A 23,496-nucleotide genomic window follows, 5' to 3' on the forward strand; every position below is an offset into this window, starting at 1 on the left:
ACGTGCAACACGGCCGGGGCTGCCTACCTCCCGCCGGAGGGTTATCCCGTGCCGTGTGGCTCGCCGCTCCCATGACCGCCCTGAACGTGTAGCTCGCCCCTCGCTGCCGGGTTCTCTTGCCAGGACTGCTGCGGGGCTAAAGGCCACAGGGACTCAACCGGCTTGATGCCGGGACGCCATTCGAGGCGTCAGCCGCCTGGATACCCGGCCTCTCTCCAGTTTTGGGCAAGCGGTGCCTGACCCGGCACTGTCCGTAAGAGCGAGCTGGTGCTAGCTGCCATTTTCGCCGTGCACTCCACGACCAATCCCCTGAGAGTTGCTAGACGCAGCCACAACCGCTACACCGCTCCCCTAGAGGTTGAGCCATGGAAGAGCGAAGCGATTTTGTGGAATTTTCAACCATCCAGCCTAGATTTTGCGGCAACCCATCTGCCACGGGGAAGCGAGACAATGACGACAGTTGCTGACACCTCCAAGACCTACACTCTTTTCTATTCTTGGCAGTCAGACATGCCCGACAATCAAGGCAGAAAATTAATCAGGAGCGCCCTACGTGATGCAGCAAGCGCCATTGAAGCGAAGCTTCCGGGTGTGCAACTAATTCTCGACGAAGCAACACGTGGCGAAGCTGGGAGTCCTGATATACCGAGCACTATATTTCGCAAGATAGAATCCGCAGATGTCATCATTTCCGACATCTCCATCATAAACAGCAGCACGACAACCGGTCGCAAGACACCGAACCCGAACGTGCTAGTCGAACTCGGTTATGCAGCAGCTCTTCATGGATGGGCGCGAATTATCATGATTGCCAATAAGGAGTTTGGAAGCATAGACGACCTTCCTTTCGACATCAGGCCAAGAAGAATCACCCAATTCAAATGCCCGCTCCTGACCGGAGACGCGAAGAAGGATAAAGACTCCGCATCAAATGCCCTAGGCGCACTAACTAAAGACCTAACTCTCGCCATTGAAGAGATTGTAAAGACCTCTCCAAATCGCCCGGTCGCCGTTGTGACTGACGCAACCTCACTCAAGAGGCAGCGCGACATTCGAACTCTAAATGATCTACTTCTACACCTGAATCCGGACGTCTTCGACAGTCTCTGGGAGGATGCACCCCATCGAATTTATTTTGCTGTATTCGATTTCTGGGAAGGCTTCAATGCCCTCTGGGAGGCATCATCGACTCATTTGTACGATGAAACGGCCAAAAACCTGATGATGCAGGTGCACCAATACTGGGGCGATGTCCTATCTCATGAGACTCAATACCAACGTGGACCCGGAGAATTTTACATTTGGAACTTGTCTAATGACACTTTAAATTCCCCAACCCACGAAGAGGACTACAATAAAGCGTACAATAAAGCGAAAGAAGAAATACGGTCACTCAAGAAAGCGCATTCTGCACTCATGGCTCATCTGCGCTCTAAATACATCGAGCTTGATTTGGAGACTTTGCGAAAAAACTCATGGGCCCGTTACCATAAATTTCACCAGGAGGTCAAAAGGCTCTTCCCATCAGCTTCGAACGAGGACTGAGTAATTAGTACGAGCTGATTACAGAATTGTGAGCGGTAAAGCATCATCTCTGCCCTCGTGTCCAGCTCATAACAACGTGGGCGCGGCGTGTGTGAGGGCACATACTCAACGCCCCATCTTCGGCCCGTCGGGAAGGTGATGTTCCCGAAGGTTAAAGACGCGCGTTATCGGTGTCCCCCACAGATTGAAGTCAGTGGCCTGCCGTCGGCCCCTCGGGGAAGGTGATATTTCCGAGGGTCACGACCCGTGTCTCAGTTGCATCCCACAACTTGAACGTACAGGGGCGCGAGAGCGGTCCCGGTCGCCTCTCAGTGCCCACCACGACGTTACCCTCAGTCCCGGCGAGTATCGGGAAGGGCTGGAAGGCGGCTAGAGCCGATCTCGAAATTGGAGGAGGTACAGCCCCAAATGCGGCTGATCGTTCCCTCCACCCAACCCCGAGCCCTAGCAGCCGCGCCGCTGGAGCCTACTAGCGCGGTCCAGGTGCACGCCTCACCGTTCCACCGGCCCGGGACACGGGGCGTGCAACCTAGCGCCCTAGAGCCTGCACCGCCCCCGAGCATGGGCTGCCCGCTGCGTTCGCGCTCGCCCTGGCCCGAGTTGCGGCTGCGGCACCCTGGCCCCTTCCGTGCCCCCGGCGCGCTCGTTCGTAGCTGTCAGTCAGGGCGACCCGTCATACTCCGAGCGGTCTCGCCAGGACCCACTAGGTCCTAGCTCGAATAGAGGACCCCATGCGCTTCCGAGCCTGCCTTGTACTTCTGCTCTTGGCCTCAGCCTGCGCTAGCGCGCCCGCCCCACAGTCGATGCCACGGCCCCATGCCTTCGCGTCGGCTCCCACCTCGGGCCCGCGCATCCGGCTCGTTTCCTCGCCGATGGAGCCGACACCGGAACGGTCGTGGATTGGAAGGGCGGACCTGGACAAGGCCAGGGCACTGCTATCTCGGGCACGCCAAGACATCGAGCCGCGTCAATGGGAACAGTTGAACCGCAAGCTCACCGCAGCGGAACGGGCCTTCGAGCGCTTCTCGCGCGCCGCGAAAGCGAGCGGGCAAGCCGCCGAGGTGGTGAGGGGGGCGGAGGGCCTCGTGCAGGCGGGACGCGCCATGACGCTGGCTGAATTCCTCCCCCGGGTGGGCCCGTTACTCGTGGGCCTCGCCCTGCTCTACCCCTCCAGCACCGCCGGGACAGAGGTCGACCGTCGCCCGGAGTGGGTGGACGCGCAATGGGAGTACGCGGCCCGTCTACGGGAATTGGCGGAGGAGTCGCGGCGGCTCATGGAGGAGCGTGTACCACAGGATGCCGAGCCGGACTTTGATTCGGCCCCGCTTATGGCCGCCGGGAAACCCAAGACTTGGCGGAACACGGTAAATCCAGCGACGGGTGAGTTCTACACCAGTGTGGAGGAATATGACCGTGTTCCCCGTCACGAGGGTCAAATCTGTAAGAACAGTAAGCTCGACGAACTCGAAGAGGAAAAGCGCGTACTCTATACGAAAATCCCTGTCCTCGATCCGAGGCATCCTAATTCGTCGAACGAGAGATGGGAGCCGGAGATCCCGTGCTCCAACATCCGGAATCGTCTCAAAGCCATGCAGAAGGTTCTTGATAAACGTGAGGAGATCAAGAAAAAATGCTTCGGAGGAAAATCTGATGCTGGCCATGATAAAGCAATCGGTGAACTCGAAAAAGGCATCGCGTACCTGAAGCGACTCGAAGGGACGAATTGCGCCTCAGGTCATCCGATGGCAGATAGGTAAATCATGTCGAAGGATCTTTTCGCTGCGATCAGGCAGCACGATACAGCACGGGTCAAGGCACTGCTAGAAGGGGGAGCCAATCCGAACGAGCCACAGTCAGAGGGGCGGGGGCTGCGCCCGCTGCAAGAGGCCATCTTCGCACTCTGCGATGGAGGCGAGGTCGACATGCTCCAGGTGCTCATCGAGCACGGCGCGGACGTCAATGCCTGGGATGTCGAGCGGGACCAAACCCCTCTATTGACGGCCGTCTGCGAGCAAGAGGTGGAAGCCCTCGAGGTGCTCGTGAGGGCGGGGGCCGACCCCAATGTGCGCAGCGGCGGAGGCGACACGCCGCTGCGGATATGCGCGGAGTCGGGCTACTTGGCTATGGCGGCTCTGCTGCTGTACGCGGGGGCCGCCCGGACCATCAACGACTGGGGCGGGATTTCCGGATACACGGCTCTCGGGCTTGCGGCACTTCGATTGGACCTCCCCATGATCAAGCTGCTGCTCGCCGCAGGCGCTGACCCGAGGGCCCCAGACGAAGACAAGCGGCCCGCTCATTACTGCATGCCACCGCGCGCTGAATCCGATTCCCAGACATGGGACGCAGCGTTCGAGCTGCTCGGAGGAGCGAAGGACCGCATGCCGTTGTAGAATGGAGGTCGCGTGCCGCGGGCTCACGGACGCGCCGCTCGACCTGGACAACCCGGCCTCCCCGGACGCGCTCAAACGGGCCCACGAGCGCTTCCCGGAGATTGGAGGGCGCGCAGCCCCTTGAGTCTCGGCACGGCTCGCGCTGGCCGTGCTCAGGGCCCCGCCGGCTGGCTCACCGGGAACTCGACGTTCCCGAGGGTGACGGTGCGCGGCCCGGTTGCCTCCCATAGCTTGAGGGTGCAGGGGCAGCCGAGCTGCGCGCGCTCCTCCTTGATGCCCACCACGACGGCACCGGCACCCTTCGCGGGGATGGGCGCCAGTGGCCAACGGGCAAGCTCCACCTGTTCCCCCGCCGAGTCCACCAGCGCCGCCCCCGCCAGCGTCCAGGGCTCGGCGCCGGGGTTCTTGAGGAGCAACCGCACAGCCACGCTTGCCGGGTGGGTCTCGCCCGTGGGCGTGTAGCTGTAGCTCCGGGCTTCATCGAGCCGCAGCGCATTGGCTGGCTGCTGCATCAGCAAGCCAAGCTGCTTGTACGCCACGACCCCGGCCCCCTCCAGCCACGCGGCTCCCATGAGCCCGCCCGGCTCCTCACGCTCGGCCAAAAGCCTCGCTTTGTCTTCCTGGCACTGGCGCGCTTCGGCCTGTGCTTCGTCACGCTCTTTCTTGAGCACGTCAGGCGGGCGAGGCTGGCGGAAAACCTCCACCCTTCGCGCCCCGAGTCCACCATGCCCCACCAGCCAAAAGGTCGCACTGGCCGGGGCCGCACCATCCGCGAAGCGCACCGTCACCTTGACTCGCTCCCCGGGCAAAAATCCCCGCCTGGGATTCACGGTCACGAAGTCATCCCCCTGCGCAACACCTATGGAGCGATTGTCCGGCAGCATTTCCACGGCTCCCGGCGGCAAGAGGGAATCAAAGACGAACGTCGTCGGCTCGTCCGCGCTGACGCACACGCCGAGAGCCCCCTCCGGGGACTCCGCCGCCAAGTCAAAGCGAGCTGTCGCGGCGCAGCGGGGGACGGGGGGCGGCTCTGCGGCTTGCGCGGCGCCAGTGAGCAGGGCGGCCAGCAGGACGGCACCGGGAGAGGGGGGCAGCACGGAAACTCAACCTCCAAAGGGCAAGGCAATAATCAGGGCTGCTCGACAGGCACATCGAGAAAAACGCGCGTAGGTGTTTTGGCGTTGCCGGGCGTGGTTCCGGGAGTGAGGCAGACGCCCAATCCAGGGGGACAATCGAAAGGCTTGTCGTGCTCGTCCGCGTAGACCGTGACGGCATCCAGGCCAGCAACCAAACACACGGGGAGAGTCCCCTCGCCTGGAACCTTTGCCTCGGTGAAGGTGCCGAAAAGGCGGCTATCGCCCAGCTTCCACGCGCCAAGAAGCAAGGTCCCGTCAGGAAAATCCCCAACGCTACCCATTGAGGTAGGGACACCCACTTCGAGGACAGCGGGGCCATCCTTCACCCTGGCCGCCTCTCCGGCCTCTCCCTTGTACCCTCTCACCGTTGCAATCGGGGTAACGCGAGCAACGTTGAACCGCTTGTGGGTCTCCCGCCAAGCCTGGGGGCACGTAATCGCGGGGGGCTCGGGGCGCACCTGGGAAGTGGGCGCGGTGCATCCCCCATCGAGCAGCGCACAGACCGCGACGGCTGCGGGCTTCACCAGCAAGCGGAACCCTGCACCTTGCATCTGTGGTTTCGGCGTTTCGTTCTTGGGCGTCTGAGCGGACGTGCGAAGCATGGCGTTAGCGGTAGACGCGGGAAGTTGAGCCCCAACGGGTGTCGCGTCTCCTCCGGGGAGAGATTCCAGCGCCTTTGCATCGGGCGCCACTTCACGACCGCGCACGCCTGCATCGGTTGCGCTGGTGGCGGGGGACGTGGATGGTAGTGGCAGCTCCGGCCCTGCCTCGCTGGTGCGCCCCATAGAGCCAGGTCCCCCCAGGTTCGCGCCCACGGACAGGGCAACGACGGCCACCAGCAGCACGGCCCCAGCGAGCCCCAGGCGCCACGCGGCGCGACGGGGGTGGGGAGCGGCGGCGGCGGGCTTGAGTTCGCGAGCTGGCGGCACCGGGGCGCTCGGAGCGGGCGGCTCGTGCCCCCCAGCGGGCGCGGCCACGCCCGGAGCGCCCCCCGTGGGGATCTCGTCCGGGTGTGCGGCTGCTGGTGGGACCCGTGGGGCTGCCATCTGCTCGGGCAGGAAGAACACCCGGTCCCTTTTCGGCAGGGGACGCCCGCGCCGGGGGCGTTGCTTCCTCAGCCTTAGAAACGCGCGCCGCTGCTCGCTCGCCTCTTGCCGTTCCGGGTCCTCGGCCGTGGTTGTGAGCTGCGGATCGTCCGGGTCCCCGAGCGGCACTTCCCAGGTGGCGTCGCTCTCAGCGGTGGACAGGGACTCATTCAAAGCCGCGCACAGCGTCGCAACCACCGGGAAACGCTCCTCCGGTCGCGCAGCAAGCATCCTCATGCACAGCAGCGAGGCTGCCAGCGGCACGCGCGGATTGACGACGTGGGGCGCATCCGGCCTGTACGTCAAAATGCGCTCGCGCAGTCCATCCAGTCCACCCGGATCCGTGCGCTCGCCAAAGGGCAGCTCATCCGTCAGCAGCCAGTAATAGGCCACGCCCAACGCCCACATCTCGTCGGCAGGCCCGTACTCGTATTGACCCGTGCCGTCTGGGTTGGCGCGCTGGAAGCGTATCTGCTCGGGGGAGCGGTATTCCTCTGTCCCGGGCGGGAGCTGCGAGCCGGTGACCGTCGGGGCACAGGCAAGAGAACCAATTCCGAAATCAATCAAGATCGGCTTCTCGCTCCCTTCCCGAATGAGGATGTTCTCCGGCTTCACGTCACGGTGAAACACGCCCGCCGCGTGTACCTCCCCGAGCGTCACCGCCACTTCCAGAACGATGCGCGTCGCCTTCCGCGCCGATGGATTCTGGCTGTAGGCAAACGCAAAGAGAGTGTCGCCCGGCACGAATTCCATCACGATATAGGGATGGCCGATAGCCGGGTCGGGCCAGAAGTCCGATCCTACGTAACGGACGACACCGGGATTCTCCAGGTGAATGAGAATGCCGATCTCCCGCTTGCCCCTGCCGTCCAGCGTGGAGACCAGGAGGAGCTTCAACGCGAAGAAGCGGCCCCCGCGCTCGACCTTGTAGACGATCCCGAGGCCCCCCGCGCCCAAAAGCCCCACGACCTTGTAGTCCCCGATCATCTCTTCGATTTCCGGGTGTCTGAGTACCAGTCCCACGCTCTACCTCACCTCCTAGATGGGGGAGCGTAGCATAACCGCAGGAATACGGCTCAGACAGCGGGACCGGGGCGGCAGGTGGACCCCTCAAAGGCTGGCGACCGCTCCAAGTCGGCCGCCCCACCCACCGCCCCCGCCCCTTTTTCGAGACGGGCCTCTTCCTCGCGCATCGGCGCAGCGTCGAGCACGCGCAGCAGTGCACACCCGACCGCGACCTTGGACTCCGGCCACGTCCGCAGGATCCCGACAGCTTTTCGGATCTCGGGGGACAGATCCTTGTCGGTGGTAGGCATCTCTCGCGCGCTCATATCCAGGAGCACAGCCGGGGAAACACCCAAGGCGACCGCGAGCCTTCGCAGCGCCGGAACGCTCGGCATCATCCCGCCGCGCTCGATGCGCCCATACACGGCCGGACTCATCCTTGCCGCATCGGCTACTTGTGCCTGAGTGAGCCCGAGCGCCTCTCGTGCGGTTCGGGCTGCCTCGCCGAGTCTCTTTTGTAGAAGGTCATCTTCCATGCGGTATGCCTCTCAGATGATGGCGCCGTGTTCCCTATCACGCTTGCCTTGCTGCTGCCGCCTCTTGTTGAGCCTGGCCAACCCGGTCGCCGTTCCCTTGAAAATGGCGAGCTGCTGGGGATCCATCGTTCGCACCAGCCGCAGCAACCGCCTGATCTCCGGCGTCAGTTCTTCGTCGGGTGCCGGTTGGGTCTGAGTGGCTTCCCTTTCGACGAGCCCCACAAGCAAGTCAGCAGAGAGCCCAAGTGCAACGCAGATCTTCGTTAGCGTTGGCGTGCTCGGAAGCATGGCGCCTCGCTCCAGCCTCCCATACACTTCCGGCGTCAACCCGACTCGCTCGGCTATGTCCTCCTGAGTCAGTTTCAATTTCAACCGGGCCGCCCGCGCAGCCTTGCCGATTTGAATACTGAGTTCGGTTCGGTTTCTCCCCTTGGTGGCGCCCTCCTTTTTACCTGGCTTCCCTTTCATTGACCTAACCCTCGTCCTCGTCGGGCGTTAGCGCCGTCCGCTCGATGGGGTTCGCCGTCAGTCGCTTGACCCTTGCGGCAGCCTCGAAAATCGCCTTCAGCTCTGCTGCGGCCTCATCAGCGAGGACCGGCGGCTCTACGGTCCCCAGGTAGACGAGCAGCTCTTCGCGCATCTCGGCGGCAGAAAAACGCTCGCGCGGATCCGGTTGGAGCGCACGCCGGACAATGGACCGCAAAGGACCGGGCGCGAACTCAAGTCGACGTTCCGCTTCCGAAGGGTGAAAGCGCAGCAGCCGGTAAGCCAACACGTCCAGGCTAAGCTGTGTGGTCCGCTCGGCACGCACAGGGAATGAGAACCCGACCGGGGCACCCTCCACAGGGGTATCAGTCAGGTCGAGCGGGTATTCAGCCAGCAGCATTTCCAGCAGCACAAGCCCGAGCGAGAACACGTCCGCTCTGCCGTCAATCATTCCCCCGATAAGCGGGTCGGTTCGGCTCCCGGTGGACTCCATCACAGCTCGCAGAACCTCGGGCGAACAGTAGGCCGGGTCGCCGCGCAGCAAGCCGGGCGGCGTCTTCAAGCGGTCGCGCAGCTCCGAGTACGCAGCACCGAAGTTCGTGAGCTTGACGCGCCCATCAAACCCGAGACGGATCCGCATGGGACCCACGGCGCGATGGACGATGTGCATCGGGTGGCCTTCACTGCTGATGCGCTGGTGAGCGTAACCAAGCGCACCCGCTACTTCCGCCGCGACGTATGCCGCAAAGGCGGGCGACAGACGACGCTCCACCAGCAGCGCGAAATCCATCGCGGTGAGGAGGTAGCAACCGCGCAAGTGCTCCATGACCACATAGGCGGTGTCGCCATGGGAAGCGAAGCCGTAAACCTTGGCGATGCCCGGGTGCTCCAGGTGCGACGCGAGCTGCACCTCTTCCCAAACCCGCTCACCCCTCTCACGGTCTGAGGACACCTGCACAGGCTTGAGAATGACCCTTGAGCGACGGCCCATGCTTCCGCTGATGGGGTGCCTCCAGGCAAGAAGAAGCGTGTCGTAATCCCGGTTTAGAACCTGGGTGTCGTAAACCTCGTATTTGAAGCCCTCGAATTCGAAGATAAGACGCGGGCCGGAGCTGTCCGCCATGTTGTGCTCTCCTTACGAAGCTCTACAGCCTGCCGAGGTTGGGGCTGTCCGCACGTCGCCAGTTCTCGCCGTCCGCGCGTGTGTAGAACACGCCCATTTCAAACTCAGCCGCGCCTGCCCCGTGGTCGCGAACCTCGACCCGACCAATCCACCGCGCGGGCTCGCCGGTAAGCGCTGCCGCGAGAAAGCCATCCTGACGGAGAAGGAAAAGGCTCCGGTACTCCTGCACCATCCGGCTCAGGTCCCAGCGGGACAGCCCTTGTCCGTGCTGCTCGACGTAGCGCAGCATCTCGTCGGCAACAAAACGGGGCGCGTAGTGCTGCGGCAGGTAAGGCAGGATCGCGAGGTGCCGACGCAGCCGCTCGGCCTGCACAGGCGACACGCTCCGCCCCTCGGGGATGGCTTCAACAGGCAGCCCGGCCCCCAGCAGCAGCGCGCCGAACTCGTCGAGGCCCGACAGCGCGTCGCGGGTAGCGGCAAGGGCCTCCGGGGGCGGGCGGCTCGCGCACGCAGTCGCGCCGGAGGCGAGCACCGCCAGCAGCACAAGCAAGCTCAGCGGGGCATGAACCGAAAAGCAGGCAACGGAAATCAACCTCATACGAGAGCGCGGTTCGCTCAGCACGGGGCACCACCTCCAGCGTGTTGGTTGGTGAGACAGCGAAACGCCCGGAGAGGTAACACAGTCATGTGAGCAGGGGAAGCCCGGGAGTCCCGAACATATACGAAACATATAATGCACGGATTGCGCGATCAGGCCCGAGTCAGGGAAATCAGTACAGAAATGTTCCCTACATGTATGGGTCAACTAGGCCGCTCGTGCGCGGCGTGTGCCCTTGCAGGACTCGGCAAGTCGCGGACCTGTTGACCACTCACGCGCGACGGTTCGGCCTGGCCCGTCATTACCGGGCCGGTCCTATGAGTAGCGGGGCCCGGTGGCAGGCTTGATTCAAAGTCCCACGAGAGAAGTTATCCCACCTGGACCTACGGGCGAGGTAAGGTGCCCATCCATGGGACGAGGTGGCGCGGGCAGCGGTGGGCTGATCGCGAGGCACGAGTCCGGCACAGGTAGGACGCGGGCCAGATGAGGCCGTTGGAGAGTCGACGTGGACGGGGAGAAAAACCGGGGCGGGAGAGCTGGCGGGCCCTCCACACCCCCTGAGAAGCAAACAGGGACGAGGAAGCAGCAGGGAGCAAACACCTCGGCCGTGCAGCAGATGCTGACGCGATTGGGACTGACGTTCAAGGAGATAGTGGGCCCGCGGGCCAGTCGCGGCAAGAGGCACGGGTTGGGGGCGCTCCTGTCGCTGCTGGTGGTGGGGATGGCGACGGGAAGAAGAGTGCTGCGACAGGTAGAGGCATTGGGGGAGGACCTGGTGCGTGAAGGGACGGAGCCGAAGGGGTTGAGCGGAGCGGTGTCGGACACGACGTTGGATAGACTGCTCAGTCAGCTTGGGCCCGAGGGATGGGACAAGGTGTTGCAGCAGTCGGTGCGGACAGCACTCGAGCAGGGAGTGCTGAGGCAAGACAAGCTGGCGGCGGGAGTGGTGTCGATTGACGGCAAGGCGGGGGAGAGCACGCGAGGACAAGCGCCGTGCGAGCCCTGTCACACACTCCGGGATGAGCAAGGGCAGGAGTATTGGTACCCCTTCGCGCTCCGGGCGGCGCTCACCAGCAGCAGGGCGTGCCCGGTGCTCGACCAGATGATGTTGGAAGGCAAGCAAGGAGAAGCGACGGCCTTTGCGAAGTTGCTCGGACGAGTCGTGGAGAAGTATGGCGAGCACTTCAAGTATGTGACAGGGGACGCGGGGCTGACGAGCGCGGCGAACGCGAGGGCGGTGAGGGAAGCGGGCAAACATTACCTGTTCGCGCTCAAGGAGAACTTCAGCCGGTTGCACGACGTGGCGTGGATAGCGCTGGCAACGGCCCCGGTACAGGTGAGAGTGAGAGAGAAGGCGCGGGGCGAGTGGGTGGAAAGGGAGTTGAGAGTCACGCCCGTACCCGAGACAGAAGAGTTTCCCGAAGCCCGGCAATGGATATGGGTGCGCAGCACGCGGGAGCGCGAGGGGCGTTTGCCCGAGGTGCAGACGCGACTGTTTCTCACCTCCATTCCCAGTGGGGAGTTGTCGGGGGAGCAGATGCTGACAGTAGTGAGAGGGCATTGGGGAATAGAGAACGGGCCGAACTGGACGGCGGACGTGGTGCTGGAGGAAGACACGGCCTCGGCCAGCCTACGGGGGCAGGCTCCCGTGGTGCTCAGTTGGCTGCGGCTGCTGGCCTACAACCTGTTGGCGTTGGTGCGCACACACCTGCCCCCAAAAGACGGCAGGCCCGTGTCCTATGCTCGCACCCAGGAAGTGCTCTACCAAGGCTTGCTGGGCCTGGCGGTGCTCCCGGAGACTCTGGCCGCACTTGCCTGAGCGCCCGCCAGCGCCTGGCTCCGGTCTCCTCTGCTTCCACCTCCTCGGCTTCGCGGGTCCGTCTTCAGCCAGTATCCCTCTCCGGGGGGCGCCTCTCGCGAGGGCCGTCTGGGAGAACGCCACCTCATTGCCTGATACGGCTTGTCTCCCTCCCACCCCTCCTCAAAACCTCCCCCCAGGACTTTGGATCAAGCCTGGTGGGAGGGCCTGGGTTGCCTGTCCACCCAAGGAAGGGAGCGGCCATGCGCCCAAAGCCTTACGGGTCAGGCTCGTCCCGACGGGCTCTGCTCCTCCTCGGCAGGAAGTCTCGACTCTGTCCAGAAGTCAACAATCCTCGCCAGGCAGGACATCTACCCAAAGTTAAAAATGATACACGGTGCGTCTATAGGACAAGCGAACTGCTCGTGCGGCTCCGGGTTGACGGCATGTGCGTTTGTACTTGAGGAAGAGAAAGGAAATCGGTCGGACATGAATCTCAAGGGTGTTCTTTCAGGTATCGCGGGTGCGGTCGTTCTCCTCGGCTCCTCGCATGCGTTTGCGTATGATCCCAATGCAATTCAGCGAGGGTGGGTCGATTCCATTGGGAATGAGCCGTACCCTGGTTTCATCGTTGGGCCAACGACGACGATGAGCATTCGTGGATGGGCCTGTGTCCGTCCGGGCACGGCCGACTATGGTGTGCCTTCAACACAGGTCGCCGTCGCTCATGGCAATGTCAGTCTGCCTGTTCTCGAGGTCCGTCAAACGGTGTACCGGCCTGATGTTGTCGCCGCTGGCGCTTGTTCGGGTTACTACAGTGGCTTCGTGGTGTGGGTTGCGAAGCCCGTGAGTTATGCGTCGAACTACTACGTCGCCTTCCTGGGGCCGTATGGGACGACCTACCTGGAAGGCCAGTCCTATTACTAAGGCGACAGGGGGGAAGCCGGAAGGCTTCCCCTTCTTCGTTTCCGCCCTCGGCCTCGGCTGAGAGCCGCATGAGCTACGTCCTGCAGCGCGTGCTCGAAGCTCACAAGCTTCGCGATTTCGCCGTCTGGGACCCGGCAAGCGAGCTCCTGGTGTTCCCCCAGCCAGGGACGTGACGGGGATGCGAAGGCGCCGTGCTACCGCTCGAAGAACGACACCTGCTGGAAGCTGCTGGCGGAGGCGAGCGAGGTAGGGCGCGGCCTGCCCTGGTACGTGGAGCGGGACCAGGCGTGCACGAACACCACGGGAGCGCCACGACCCCAGTCGAGGTGGAAGAGCCGGGTTCCGTCGGACGTCGGGAGGAAGGGGTCGCGCATCGCGCCTCCTGAGGCGGGGTGGATGCACGCGTCGATAGCTTCCTCCGGGTAAACGGCGCGATGACCTGCGAGGTCATGGACGCCGGAGCGCATGGCCGGGAGGGAGCCTCAGGGGTGGTCGCGGCGAGCGGAGGACGAGCGGAGGACGAACGGACCCGTCCTCTTCCTCTCCAGCACCGGCGAGGTGCTCACCCAACCCCGCGTGACGGGCTTCCTTGCGCCCAAGGACTTCCTCGTCGAGATGCGCAAGGTGAAGTGAGCCGCGCCTCCCTCTCCTCCGTGAGGGGGCCGGGGGGAGGGGGAGCGCGCACCTCATCCTCTCCTCATGGCAGAGGGGTGGGCGCTGGCCCCCCGCGTGGCCAATATTGTGGCGAAAGGGACTTCTCCCCATGGCCACACTCGCTCCTCCTCCTCCAGCTTCGGGCGTCCTTGTGCACGGTCTGCCAGCCGGTACGCGCGCACCCGAGCTGGACCTTCCATCCACCCCTGATGGGCGACGGGTCAAGCTCTCGGACCAGAAGGGCTCCCCCGCCGTCCTCGTCTTCTACCCGGGGGACTTCACCCCCGTCTGCACCAACGAACTGGGGCTCTTCAACGAGCTGATGCCCGTGTTCGGCCAGTTCGGCGCGAAGGTGTTCGGCATCTCGTGCGACTCCCTCTGGAGCCACATCGCCTTCGCCAAGGAGCTCCACATCCAGATTCCGCTCCTCTCCGACTTCCATCCGAAGGGAGAGGTCTCGCGCCGCTACAACGTCTACCGGGAGGACGTCGGCATCTGCGAGCGGGCGCTCTACGTCATCGACGGCAAGGGCGACATCTACTGGAGCTACGTCTCGCCCATCGAGCTCAACCCCGGCGCGGACGGCGTCATCGACGCGCTCGAGCGGCTGACCGGCAAGCAGATGGAGTTCCCCACCTTCCAGCCACAGCAGCAGCCACCTCAGCCGGAGGCCCGGACATGAGCAGACTTCACAGAGGCGTGGACACCAATGACTGGGCGAAGGGGCCGGCCGATGCCCCCGTCACCCTCCTGGAGTACGGCGACTTCGAGTGTCCCTTCTGTGGGCGCGCCGCCTGGGAGCTGAAGCGGCTCGAGAGCGCTATCGGAGACCGGGTCCGCTTCGTCTTCCGCCACTTCCCCCTCACCCAGCTCCACCCGCACGCGCTGCTGGCCGCGGAGGCCGCGGAGGCCGCCGGCGCGCAGGGAAGGTTCTGGGAGATGCAGGACGTGCTCTTCCAGAACCAGCAGAACCTGGAGGCTCCCGCGCTGCTGACGTCCGCGGCCGACCTGGGGCTCGACATGGGCCGCTTCACTCGCGACCTCCAGGAGCACCGCTCCCTGCCGAAGGTCCAGCGCGACTTCATCGAGGGCGTGCGCAGTGGCGTGAACGGCACCCCGACCTTCTTCATCAACGGGGAGCGCCACAACGGCGCCTACACGGCCGAGGCGCTGCTCGCCGCCATCGAGCAGCGGGTGGGGCCCGACATCGAGCCGATGACGGGGCTTCCCTGGGAAGGCGACCGCGTGCCGCGCATGGGCCGGCCCCAGTCGCGCATGCATGTAGGGGGCGCAGGGGCCCTGTGATGGCATCGCGACGAGAGTCCTCGGGGGCGAGCGCGAGCGTGAAGCGCGCGGACCAGCGGTACATGGGCCGCGGCTCCCCGCCGCACGACGTCCAGTTCGTCGGCTCCCGGGGCAGCTACGTCCGATTGCCCTCCAGCTGGCCATGGCCTCCACCGGCCGCTCGAAGTTCGTGTCCATCGAGGACAGCTACCACGGCAACTCCCTGGGCACGATGAGCGTGGGCGCCTCCGAGTACCGGGAGGACCTGCCCAACCTGCTGCGCGGCTGCCTCAAGGTGAAGCGCCCCCTGGACGCCAACGCGGTGGACCGGGTGGAGCGGCTCCTGCGCAAGCGGGACGTCGCCGCCTTCATCATGGAGCCCATCATCTGCAACCTGGGCGCACTCGTCCCCGACGCGCAGTTCATGCGCGGCCTCCAGCGTCTGTGCCGCCGCTACGGGACGCTGCTCATCCTCGATGAGGTGGCCACGGCCGCAGGCAGCAGACGTCAGCGCAGGCCCTGCAGTGCGTCGGTTACCCTTCCGCCGCGCGGCCAGCTCCCTCGGTGGGGCGGGTTGTCCTGACGTGCGTTCCTGCCAAGGCTTGTCGAGGACTACTGCAGCGCCATGCACAGGGAGACACCATGAAGGCACTCGTCTACGAGGGACCGCGCAAGGTCAGTGTGAAAGAAGTGCCGGACGCGAAGATTGAGCGGCCCACCGATGTGGTGGTGCGCATTCGCAGTACCAACATCTGCGGCTCCGACCTGCACATGTACGAAGGCCGCACCGACATGGAGTCGGGCCGGGTGCTCGGGCACGAGAACCTCGGAGAGGTGGTCGAGGTCGGCTCGGCGGTGGACAAGCTGAAGGTGGGCGACTGGGTGGCCGTTCCCTTCAACGTCAGCTGTGGCCACTGCGAGAACTGCGAGCACGGCCTGACCGCCTTCTGCCTCAACGCCAACCCGTCGGGGACGGCCGGCGCCGCCTACGGCTTCGCCGACATGGGGCCCTACAACGGCGGGCAGGCCGAGTACCTGCGCGTGCCCTGGGCCGACTTCAACTGCTTGCGGCTGCCGGAGGACGCCGAGGAGAAGCAGCTCGACTACGTGATGCTCGCCGACATCTTGCCCACCGGCTACCACGTCACCGAGCTCGCCGGGCTCATGCCGGGCGAATCCGTCGTCATCTTCGGTGGAGGGCCCGTGGGACAGATGGCCGCGCTCTCCGCCACCATCAAGAGCGCGAGCAAGGTGATGGTCGTCGACTGCCATCCGGACCGGCTCGCTCTCGCCGAGAAGATTGGCGCCATCCCCATCGACTACTCGAAGGTGGACCCCGTCGAGCGGGTGAAGGAGCTCACCAAAGGCAAGGGCGCCGACCGCGGCTGCGAGTGCGTGGGCTACCAGGCGCACGACCCGCAGGGGAGGGAGCACCCCAACCTGACGATGAACAACCTGGTGAAGGCGGTGAAGTTCACCGGCGGCATCGGCGTGGTGGGCGTCTTCATCCCCAATGACCCCGGCGGCCCCGACTCCTTGGCCAAGAAGGGTGAGATCGTCTTCGACTGGGGCATGCTCTGGTTCAAGGGGCAGCGCGTGGCGACCGGCCAGTGCAACGTGAAGGCCTACAACCGCCAGCTGCGCGAGCTCATCCACCTGGGCAAGGTGAAGCCCTCGTGGATCGTCTCGCACACGCTCCCGCTCGACAAGGCGCCGGACGGCTACCAGCACTTCGACAAGCGCGACAGGGGCTGGACCAAGGTCGTCCTGCAGCCGGCCGCATGAGCCTGCGCGGAAGCGGGGGAAGGGAGGGGGCCGCTTGATGGGCCCCCAGGGCCTCGCGAACCGCGCGTTCGGGACCTGGTGACGTTTCGAGCACTGACGTACGACGGCCCCTACCGGGGAAGGTGCGCAACAAGCCCGAGCCAAGAACCCACCGGGGAGGATGAGCCTGGGGGCGTGCCAGAGCAGCCGGCTGGCTGTTCGGGTGGCGCCCCTCGCCGTGTGCGCCAGGTGGGGCCGGAGGTGCAGACGTGAGGCAGCGGCAGGCGCGCTGCGGAGCGCTGCACGCCCCGAGGTTCGAGTGGGCAGCGACTCGGGGCCTCATGCTGCGGACGCGTTGCGGTCCCTAGCTTTACGTTCAACCGAGATTCGGGGCGCCACCGGTGTGACGGCCCTGAAGGGGGACTCTGCGCCATGGCCAACCTTTGTCAGCTCTGCCAGCAACGCCCCGCGACGACCCGGGTGACGCGGGTTGTGGGCAACCGGAGGAACGTCGAGGAGCTGTGTGACGTGTGCGCCAGCCAGCGCTCGCGCTTCGGGCGCGTAGGACTGGGCACGTCACTGTTCGACCAGTTCTTCAGCGGCTTCGACGAAGAGGACTTCGGGGGCCTGCGCGGAACACCCGAGGCCATCCGGCAGCCGGTGGAGCGCTACGACATCACCGAGGCCTTCTCGGAGGACACCCGCCGGGTGCTCACCTCGGCCGTCGAGGCCGCGCAGCAGGCGGGCGCACCCGCCATCGACACCGAGCATCTCCTGGTGGCCATCGCACGGGACCCGCGCGGCCAGGAGGTGCTCACCCGCCTGAAGATGGACCCGGCCCGGGTGGCCCAGCGCGCCGAGGCGGAGATGCGAAGGGGCAAGCGGCCCATGGAGCGGCCCGAGCTGTCGCCCCACGCCAAGCGTGCGTTGGAGCTCGCCTACGAGGAGGCCTACGCGCTCGGCCACTCCTATGTGGGCCCGGAGCACGTGCTGCTGGGCCTGCTGCAGGAGGGCGAGGGGACGGCGTCGGAAATCCTGCGGGAGCTGGGCGTCAAGCACCAGGACGCGCGCGAGGCCGTCAAGGAGGCGCTCGCCCCGGGCGCGGAGAAGCGCAGGTCCGACACGCCCACGCTGGACGAGTACTGCCGTGATCTGACGGAGCTGGCCTCCGAAGGCAAGCTGGACCCGGTGGTGGGGCGGGCGAACGAAATCGAGACCACGCTGGAAATCCTCTCCCGCCGCACGAAGAACACAACCCCTGCCTCATCGGCGAGCCGGGCGTGGGCAAGACGGCCATCGCGGAGGGCATCGCCCAGCGCATCACCTCCCAGTCCGTGCCCGACACGCTGCGCGACAAGCGCGTGCTGCAACTGGACCTCTCCGCACTGCTGGCGGGCAGCAAGTACCGCGGCGAGTTCGAGGAGCGGCTCAAGAAGGTGATGGACGAGGTGAAGGGCCACAGCGAGGAGATCATCCTCTTCATCGACGAGGTGCACACCCTCGTGGGGGCGGGCGCCGCCGAGGGCGCCATGGACGCCGGCAACATGCTCAAGCCGGCCCTGGCCCGCGGGGAGCTGCACGCCATCGGGGCCACGACCCTCAACGAGTACCGCAAGAACATCGAGAAGGATGCGGCCCTCGAGCGCCGCTTCCAGCCGGTGCTGGTCCCCGAGCCCACCCCGGAGCAGGCCATCGAGATCCTCGAGGGCCTCAAGGACCGCTACGAGTCGCACCACCGCGTGCGCATCAACGATGAGGCCATCGTGGCCGCGGTGGAGCTCTCCGACCGCTACATCCAGGGACGCTTCCTGCCGGACAAGGCCATCGACCTGGTGGACCAGGCCGCGGCGCGCGTGCGGCTGAGGCAGTCCGCACGCCCCGAGCGGCTGACCAACGCCAAGCACTCGGTGGCGAAGGTGCAGCGCTCGCTCGCCGAGGCGCGTGACCGCAAGGACAAGAAGCGCGCCCAGGAGTGCGAGGCGAGGCTGAAGGAGGCGAAGAAGGAGGAGTCGGCCGCGGAGAGGGAGTGGAAGTCTGCCAAGCGTGAGGAGACGCCGGAGGTGACGGACAGGGACATCGCCGAGGTGCTCTCGCGCATGACGGGCATCCCCGTCACCCAGATGACCGAGGATGAGCGCAGGAAGCTCATGTACCTCGAGCAGCGGCTGCACGAGCGCGTCATCGGCCAGGACGAGGCCATCCGTGCGCTCTCGCAGGCCATCCGCCGGGCGAGGGCCGGGCTGAAGGACCCGAACAAGCCCATCGGCTCCTTCCTCTTCCTGGGCCCCACGGGCGTCGGCAAGACGGAGCTGGCCAAGGCCCTGGCCGAGCTGATGTTCGGGGACGAGAAGGCGCTCATCCGCTTCGACATGAGCGAGTACATGGAGAAGCACACCGTGAGCCGGCTGGTGGGCGCCCCTCCAGGCTACGTCGGCTACGAGGAGGGCGGTCAGCTGACCGAGGCCGTGCGGCGCCGCCCCTACTCGGTGCTCCTGTTCGACGAGGTCGAGAAGGCCCACCCTGACGTGTTCCACATCCTGCTGCAGGTCCTCGACGACGGGCGGCTCACCGACGCCCAGGGCAAGGTGGTGAGCTTCAAAAACACGGTCATCATCGGCACGAGCAACCTCGGCTCCAAGATCATCCAGGAGGCGACCGAGCGCAAGGAGCCGCAGGACCGCATCCGCGAGCGGGTGATGTCCGTGCTGAAGGGGCACTTCCCGCCGGAGTTCCTCAACCGCATCGACGAGGCGGTGATGTTCGAGCCTCTCAACCGCGCGCAGATCCGTGAGATCATCAACCTGATGCTCGAGAGGACGCGGCGCCTGCTCCACGGGCAGGCCATCCAGATGGAGGTGACGCCCGCCGGCATTGACGCGCTTCTGGAGCGTGGGTGGGACCCCAGCTACGGGGCCCGGCCGATGCGGCGCGAGATCCAGCGCTCCATCGAGGGCCCCATCTCCGAGTCCCTCATCAGCGGCAAGCTGCGCGAGAACAGCCAGGTGCGCGTCGACTTCCGCGAGGGTGAGTTCAAGTTCGAGGAGGTGGAGGCCATGGAGGAGCGGGCGGAGCGGCCCGCCGCGGAGGAGCAGCCTCCAGCGGTCCACTGAGCTGGCTTGTCGCGGTCGAGGGCTCGCAGTTCCGCCGCTGCCATGGTGCGTCCGAACTGCTTGCCCTGGCCGCTCAGCCATGCGCACAGCTCGTCCCTCATCTCACCGCCACTCTGGTAGCGCTCGTCCGGGTTGCCGCGCAGGGCTGGGCTTGCCCCGGTTACGTGGCTCTCCCGCACATTGTGTGCTCGCCGGTCATGCGGCGATCAATGTTCGTTGGGACATCAGGCGTCCCAATGCGCGGAGCACATGAAGTGCGGGAGAGCCACAAAACCGGGGCAGGCTCAACACCACGTTCCCGTGGGAGACCCTCCGCGCTGAGGGGGCGAAGCTCAAGGTGTCCAGCGCCACGAGCGCGGCCAGTTCATCCGGCTGCCCCCCACGGCCTCGGCGGAAAAAGAAAACCCCGGGTCGCCTGATGGCGCCCGGGGCTCTCACTGCTTCTCTCTGTGGAGGCGGCGGGAATCGAACCCGCGTCCGAAAGCCTTCCGCTCTTCGACCCTACGTGCGTAGTCCGCGATTTGTTACGGCTCCCAGGCTTCCACGGACGGAATCCTGTGAGACGGTCCTGGAAGATCTCACCGCCAAGAGCCCAGGCTCCCTCGACGGCCAGCCCGCATTATGACGGTCCTACCCCACCCCACGGGCCGAGAGCGAGGGGACCGCGCACTGTGAGACTGCTAGTTAGGCAGCCAGCGCGAGCTCAACGTTGTCGTTGGCTTTTGTGTCTGTGTTGGGCGTTTTTACGAGCGACCAACATGCTCGGCACGCGTCTCGAACTTCCATGCCCCCGTCGAAACCAGGTCGCCCCCGTTTCTTGGGTACTGCTCACTCACTGCTACGCCACGTCACGGCTTCTCCTACATTAACCGCCGACAGGTCCACGTCAATCCTCCTGACGTCCCTCCCCGTTGATTCTCCGGCATCCGCTCTCGCCTGCTCCCTCTTGGGAATAGCGGCCGAGCCGTGTGGTTCGCGGGCACCCACCTCGTGGGTGCTTCAGCCACATGAGGACCTGCATGCATCGATGGCTCATTCCCCTTCTGCTCGTCCTGTGGGGCGCGGCGCTCCCCGCCTCGGCCGCCGAGCAGCCCGCTTCCCCCTTCTTCCCCTACCCCATGAAGGTCGACCGCCTGCCCAACGGGCTCACGGTCATCCGGGTGCCCTTCAACTCGCCCGGGCTCATCGCCTACCACACGGTGGTGCGCGTGGGCTCGCGCAACGAGGTGGAGCCGGGCCGCACGGGCTTCGCCCACTTCTTCGAGCACATGATGTTCAAGGGCACGAAGAACTTCCCCGAGGGTGAGCGCGAGAAGGTCATCGCCGCCTACGGCTACGACGACAACGCCTTCACCTCGGACGACATCACCGTCTACCACTCGTACGGGCCCACCGCCGGGCTGCTCAAGCTGGTGGAGCTCGAGGCCGATCGCTTCCGCCACCTCGAGTACCCCGAGCCTTCCTTCCAGACCGAGGCGCTCGCCGTGCTGGGCGAGTACCACAAGAACGCCGCCCTGCCCTGGCTGAAGCTCGAGGAGGAGCTCTCGCGCACCGCCTTCACCCGCCACCCCTACGGCCACACCACGCTCGGCTACTACGAGGACATCAAGGCCATGCCCCAGGCCTACGCCTACAGCCGGGCCTTCTTCGAGCGCTGGTACACCCCCGACAACGTCCTGCTCGTCATCGTCGGGGACTTCGATGACGCCGCGCTGATGGCGGCCGTGCAGCAGCACTATGGCCCCTGGGAGGGCAAGAGCGCCTCCATCCAACTGCCCAAGGAGCCGCCCCAGAAGCAGGAGCGCTTCGTCCACATCGACTGGCCCCAGAGCACCCAGCCCCAACTGCTCTACGCCTGGCGCACCCCGGCGGCGCGGCTCGACACCTCCGACGCCGCCGTCCAGGCCGTGCTCGGCACCTACCTCGTGGGCACCACCAGCCCGCTCTACAAGGAGCTCGTCCTGGACAAGCAGCTCGCCCAGGACCTGGACGGCAGCACCACGCCCCACCGGGATCCCCACCTCTTCAGCATCTCCGCCACCCTCCAGAAGGAGGAGAACCGCGCCGCCGTCCGCTCCGCCCTCAACGCCGCGGTGAAGGAGCTCGTCACCGGCAAGGTGGACGCCGCCCGCGTCGAGGCCATCAAGAGCCGCACCCGCTACGGGCTGCTCATGAACATGGAGACCGCCAAGGACGTGGCCCAGCAGCTCTCCTGGTACGCCGGCATCTACGGCACCCCGGACGCGCTCGCCCGCCATGCCCAGAAGATCTCCGAGGTGAAGCCCGGCGACCTCGTCGCCTTCGCCCGCCGCTACCTCCCCGCCGCCAACCGCACCGTGCTCTCCCTCACCCCCAAGCAGGCCGGAGGTCAGAAGTGATGCGTCCGCTCCTCTCCCGCTCCCTTGCCCTCGGCGCCGCGCTGTACCTCGGCGGCTGCGCCACCGCGTCCCGCACCGCCCCCACTCCCGAAGCGGCTCCGCCCCCCGCGCCCCCCCCGGCCCAGGCCCAGACGCCCGCCGAGCCCCCCGCGCCCACGTCCGTCCCCGCCCGGCCCCTGCGACAGCCGGAGCCCGCGCGGCTCGTCGTCCAGGCCCACCCGGACAGCCCCATCGTCAGCTTCCGGCTCGTCTTCCACGCGGGCTCGGTGGATGACCCCCAGGGCAAGGAAGGCCTTGGCGCCCTCACCGCGCAGCTGCTCGCCGAGGGAGGCACGCAGAGCCTCACCTCCGCCCAGCTCCTCGCGGTCCTCTTTCCCATGGCGGCCGAGCTGGACGCCTCCACCGACAAGGAGTTCACGGTCTTCTCCGGCCGCGTCCACAAGGACTTCCTGCCGCGCTTCCTCGAGCTGTTCACCGACGTGCTGCTCAAGCCCCGCTTCGATCCCCAGGAGTTCGAGCGGCTGCGCTCGCTGGCCCTCAGCGACCTGCGCAACGGGCTGCGCAGCGAGAACGACGAGGCGTTGGGCAAGGTGGCGCTCGACGCGCTCCTCTACGCGGGCCACCCCTACGCGCACTTCGTGGGCGGCACCGAGAAGGGCCTCGAGGCCATCACCCTGGAGGACGTGAAGGCCCACGCCGCGCGCGTCTTCACCCAGGACCGGCTCGTCATCGGGCTGGCGGGTCCGGTGGACGAGCAGCTCCAGCGCACCGTCGTCTCGCGGCTGTCCGCGCTGCCCGCCACCGGCGCGCCGCGCGTGCAACTGCCCGCCGTGCCCACCCCCGGCGGCCGCGCCCTCGTCGTGCAGAAGCCCACCCTCTCCACGGCCATCTCCCTGGGCTATGTCACCCCGCTGCGCCGGGGGGATCCGGACTTCTTCCCCGTGGCCTTCGCCCTGTCGTACCTCGGGGAGCACCGCCAGCTGGGCGGCGTGCTCTTCAACGAGCTGCGCGAGAAGCGGGGCCTCAACTACGGCGACTACGCCTACGCCGAGCACTTCATCGAGGAGCGCGGCTCCACGTACAGCCGCACCAACATCGCGCGCACCCAGCAGGATCTCTCGTTGTGGATCCGCCCCGTGGTGCCCGACAACGCGATGTTCGCCACCCGGGGCACGCTCTACTTCCTCGATCAACTGGTGGCCCAGCCCATCCCCGCGGACCGGTTCGAGCGCAGCCGGGGCTTCCTCCTGGGCTACACGCGCCTGTGGGAGCAGACGGATCAACGCCGCCTGGGCTACGCCATCGACGCGCTCTTCCACGGCACGCCGGACTACCTGGAGCAGTACCGCGCCGCGCTCGCGAAGATGACGCCCGAGTCCGTGCACGCCGCCGTGCGCCGCCACGTGCGTCCCGAGGCCCTCGACTTCGCCTTCGTCACCCAGAACGCCGAGGACCTGGTGAAGCAGTTGAAGGAGCAGGCCCCCTCGCCCATCACCTACGCCTCGCCCAAGAGCCCCGAGCTGCTGGAGCAGGACAAGGCGATTGGCGCGCGGCCCCTGCCCATCCGCCCCGACGCCATCCAGGTCGTCCCCGCGGACACCTTCATGGAAAAATAGCGGCTGGCGGACATACCCAGGGCAGGCACCCCGGGGGTTTTCTTCACCCCCCGGGGAG

20 protein-coding genes, 1 other RNA gene and 1 pseudogene are annotated in these 23,496 nt (G+C 65.8%); 14 read left to right on the forward strand and 8 right to left on the reverse strand.

Features of this window, described 5'->3' with window-relative positions; translation table 11 throughout:
- Positions 1–267: 267 nt before the first annotated feature.
- The 4 genes from D187_RS54970 (at position 268) to D187_RS57635 (ending at position 4,062) form a co-directional block, all read left to right on the forward strand.
- Complete coding sequence (locus tag D187_RS54970; RefSeq protein WP_155893302.1) at positions 268–1,545, forward strand: hypothetical protein; 1,278 nt, start codon at positions 268–270, stop codon at positions 1,543–1,545.
- A 980-nt stretch (positions 1,546–2,525) separates the two neighbouring features.
- Complete coding sequence (locus D187_RS54975) at positions 2,526–3,302, forward strand: hypothetical protein (RefSeq protein ID WP_076606136.1); 777 nt, start codon at positions 2,526–2,528, stop codon at positions 3,300–3,302.
- Positions 3,303–3,305: 3 nt separating this feature from the next.
- A complete protein-coding gene (locus D187_RS10495; protein ID WP_076606137.1) occupies positions 3,306–3,938 on the forward strand; it encodes an ankyrin repeat domain-containing protein in 633 nt (210 codons plus the stop codon).
- A gap of 1 nt (position 3,939) precedes the next feature.
- Positions 3,940–4,062: a DUF5953 family protein gene (locus D187_RS57635; protein WP_002632404.1), complete on the forward strand. Its 123-nt coding sequence runs from the start codon at positions 3,940–3,942 to the stop codon at positions 4,060–4,062.
- Positions 4,063–4,090: 28 nt separating this feature from the next.
- Here the strand turns inward: D187_RS57635 and D187_RS10500 are convergent, their stop codons facing one another.
- The 6 genes from D187_RS10500 to D187_RS10525 are packed head-to-tail and all read right to left on the reverse strand — an operon-like array spanning position 4,091 to position 9,931.
- On the reverse strand, positions 4,091–5,035 hold the full coding sequence (locus D187_RS10500; RefSeq protein WP_051256308.1) for a DUF2381 family protein: 945 nt from the start codon (positions 5,033–5,035) through the stop codon (positions 4,091–4,093).
- Positions 5,036–5,067: 32 nt separating this feature from the next.
- Positions 5,068–7,182 carry a serine/threonine protein kinase gene (locus D187_RS49755; protein ID WP_002632406.1) on the reverse strand — a complete coding sequence of 705 codons (2,115 nt, stop codon included), beginning with the start codon at positions 7,180–7,182 and terminating at the stop codon, positions 5,068–5,070.
- A 53-nt stretch (positions 7,183–7,235) separates the two neighbouring features.
- Entirely contained in the window at positions 7,236–7,700 is a 465-nt protein-coding gene (locus tag D187_RS49760) for a helix-turn-helix domain-containing protein (RefSeq protein WP_076606138.1), read from the reverse strand.
- 12 nt (positions 7,701–7,712) lie between these two features.
- Positions 7,713–8,168, reverse strand: coding sequence for a helix-turn-helix domain-containing protein (locus tag D187_RS10515; protein ID WP_063724969.1), 456 nt, complete (start codon positions 8,166–8,168; stop codon positions 7,713–7,715).
- Positions 8,169–8,172: 4 nt separating this feature from the next.
- Entirely contained in the window at positions 8,173–9,309 is a 1,137-nt protein-coding gene (locus D187_RS10520; protein WP_002632408.1) for a serine/threonine protein kinase, read from the reverse strand.
- A gap of 22 nt (positions 9,310–9,331) precedes the next feature.
- Complete coding sequence (locus tag D187_RS10525) at positions 9,332–9,931, reverse strand: hypothetical protein (protein ID WP_155893304.1); 600 nt, start codon at positions 9,929–9,931, stop codon at positions 9,332–9,334.
- Between the two features lie 592 nt (positions 9,932–10,523).
- Between D187_RS10525 and D187_RS10530 the strand changes: the two genes are divergently transcribed.
- Together D187_RS10530 and D187_RS54980 are read left to right on the forward strand one after the other, a co-directional pair.
- Entirely contained in the window at positions 10,524–11,726 is a 1,203-nt protein-coding gene (locus tag D187_RS10530; protein ID WP_245591686.1) for an ISAs1 family transposase, read from the forward strand.
- Between the two features lie 468 nt (positions 11,727–12,194).
- The gene (locus D187_RS54980) at positions 12,195–12,632 is read left to right on the forward strand and encodes a hypothetical protein (protein WP_155893305.1); all 438 of its coding nucleotides are present in this window, start codon (positions 12,195–12,197) and stop codon (positions 12,630–12,632) included.
- A gap of 194 nt (positions 12,633–12,826) precedes the next feature.
- On the opposite strand, the gene D187_RS10535 is transcribed toward D187_RS54980, so the two are convergent.
- The gene (locus D187_RS10535; protein ID WP_002632652.1) at positions 12,827–13,006 is read right to left on the reverse strand and encodes a hypothetical protein; all 180 of its coding nucleotides are present in this window, start codon (positions 13,004–13,006) and stop codon (positions 12,827–12,829) included.
- A 91-nt stretch (positions 13,007–13,097) separates the two neighbouring features.
- Between D187_RS10535 and D187_RS54985 the strand changes: the two genes are divergently transcribed.
- The 6 genes and pseudogenes from D187_RS54985 to D187_RS10560 all read left to right on the forward strand — a co-directional run bounded on the left by D187_RS54985 (position 13,098) and on the right by D187_RS10560 (position 19,444).
- A complete protein-coding gene (locus D187_RS54985) occupies positions 13,098–13,265 on the forward strand; it encodes a hypothetical protein (RefSeq protein ID WP_002632651.1) in 168 nt (55 codons plus the stop codon).
- Positions 13,266–13,395: 130 nt separating this feature from the next.
- On the forward strand, positions 13,396–13,968 hold the full coding sequence (locus D187_RS10540) for a redoxin domain-containing protein (protein ID WP_002632650.1): 573 nt from the start codon (positions 13,396–13,398) through the stop codon (positions 13,966–13,968).
- On the forward strand, positions 13,965–14,591 hold the full coding sequence (locus D187_RS10545) for a DsbA family protein (RefSeq protein WP_002632649.1): 627 nt from the start codon (positions 13,965–13,967) through the stop codon (positions 14,589–14,591). The genes D187_RS10540 and D187_RS10545 overlap by 4 nt, the downstream gene beginning before the upstream one ends.
- Positions 14,592–14,733: 142 nt before the next feature.
- Positions 14,734–15,153: an aminotransferase class III-fold pyridoxal phosphate-dependent enzyme gene (locus tag D187_RS10550; protein ID WP_002632648.1), complete on the forward strand. Its 420-nt coding sequence runs from the start codon at positions 14,734–14,736 to the stop codon at positions 15,151–15,153.
- A 59-nt stretch (positions 15,154–15,212) separates the two neighbouring features.
- Complete coding sequence (locus D187_RS10555; protein ID WP_002632647.1) at positions 15,213–16,355, forward strand: glutathione-independent formaldehyde dehydrogenase; 1,143 nt, start codon at positions 15,213–15,215, stop codon at positions 16,353–16,355.
- Between the two features lie 411 nt (positions 16,356–16,766).
- Positions 16,767–19,444: pseudogene (locus tag D187_RS10560) on the forward strand (ATP-dependent Clp protease ATP-binding subunit).
- 447 nt (positions 19,445–19,891) lie between these two features.
- On the opposite strand, the gene ssrA reads toward D187_RS10560, so the two are convergent.
- Positions 19,892–20,256, reverse strand: a transfer-messenger RNA (tmRNA) gene (gene ssrA, locus D187_RS51600).
- Between the two features lie 207 nt (positions 20,257–20,463).
- Between ssrA and D187_RS10565 the strand changes: the two genes are divergently transcribed.
- The gene (locus D187_RS10565; protein WP_020917934.1) at positions 20,464–21,822 is read left to right on the forward strand and encodes a M16 family metallopeptidase; all 1,359 of its coding nucleotides are present in this window, start codon (positions 20,464–20,466) and stop codon (positions 21,820–21,822) included.
- Positions 21,822–23,438 carry a M16 family metallopeptidase gene (locus tag D187_RS10570; protein WP_002632642.1) on the forward strand — a complete coding sequence of 539 codons (1,617 nt, stop codon included), beginning with the start codon at positions 21,822–21,824 and terminating at the stop codon, positions 23,436–23,438. The genes D187_RS10565 and D187_RS10570 overlap by 1 nt, the downstream gene beginning before the upstream one ends.
- Positions 23,439–23,496 lie beyond the last annotated feature (58 nt).

The organism is Cystobacter fuscus DSM 2262 (assembly GCF_000335475.2).
In the GTDB taxonomy this organism is placed as follows: domain Bacteria; phylum Myxococcota; class Myxococcia; order Myxococcales; family Myxococcaceae; genus Cystobacter; species Cystobacter fuscus.

What these genes read in the sequence shown, in the direction of transcription:
- D187_RS10495 (WP_076606137.1), top strand. Translation starts at nt 3,306, where the DNA reads ATGTCGAAGGATCTTTTCGCTGCGATCAGGCAGCACGATACAGCACGG.
- D187_RS57635 (WP_002632404.1), top strand. Translation starts at nt 3,940, where the DNA reads ATGGAGGTCGCGTGCCGCGGGCTCACGGACGCGCCGCTCGACCTGGAC.
- D187_RS49760 (WP_076606138.1), bottom strand. Translation starts at nt 7,700, where the DNA reads ATGGAAGATGACCTTCTACAAAAGAGACTCGGCGAGGCAGCCCGAACC.
- D187_RS10515 (WP_063724969.1), bottom strand. Translation starts at nt 8,168, where the DNA reads ATGAAAGGGAAGCCAGGTAAAAAGGAGGGCGCCACCAAGGGGAGAAAC.
- D187_RS10520 (WP_002632408.1), bottom strand. Translation starts at nt 9,309, where the DNA reads ATGGCGGACAGCTCCGGCCCGCGTCTTATCTTCGAATTCGAGGGCTTC.
- D187_RS10530 (WP_245591686.1), top strand. Translation starts at nt 10,524, where the DNA reads ATGCTGACGCGATTGGGACTGACGTTCAAGGAGATAGTGGGCCCGCGG.
- D187_RS54980 (WP_155893305.1), top strand. Translation starts at nt 12,195, where the DNA reads ATGAATCTCAAGGGTGTTCTTTCAGGTATCGCGGGTGCGGTCGTTCTC.
- D187_RS10535 (WP_002632652.1), bottom strand. Translation starts at nt 13,006, where the DNA reads ATGCGCGACCCCTTCCTCCCGACGTCCGACGGAACCCGGCTCTTCCAC.
- D187_RS54985 (WP_002632651.1), top strand. Translation starts at nt 13,098, where the DNA reads ATGGCCGGGAGGGAGCCTCAGGGGTGGTCGCGGCGAGCGGAGGACGAG.
- D187_RS10540 (WP_002632650.1), top strand. Translation starts at nt 13,396, where the DNA reads ATGGCCACACTCGCTCCTCCTCCTCCAGCTTCGGGCGTCCTTGTGCAC.
- D187_RS10545 (WP_002632649.1), top strand. Translation starts at nt 13,965, where the DNA reads ATGAGCAGACTTCACAGAGGCGTGGACACCAATGACTGGGCGAAGGGG.
- D187_RS10550 (WP_002632648.1), top strand. Translation starts at nt 14,734, where the DNA reads ATGGCCTCCACCGGCCGCTCGAAGTTCGTGTCCATCGAGGACAGCTAC.
- D187_RS10555 (WP_002632647.1), top strand. Translation starts at nt 15,213, where the DNA reads ATGAAGGCACTCGTCTACGAGGGACCGCGCAAGGTCAGTGTGAAAGAA.
- D187_RS10565 (WP_020917934.1), top strand. Translation starts at nt 20,464, where the DNA reads ATGCATCGATGGCTCATTCCCCTTCTGCTCGTCCTGTGGGGCGCGGCG.
- D187_RS10570 (WP_002632642.1), top strand. Translation starts at nt 21,822, where the DNA reads ATGCGTCCGCTCCTCTCCCGCTCCCTTGCCCTCGGCGCCGCGCTGTAC.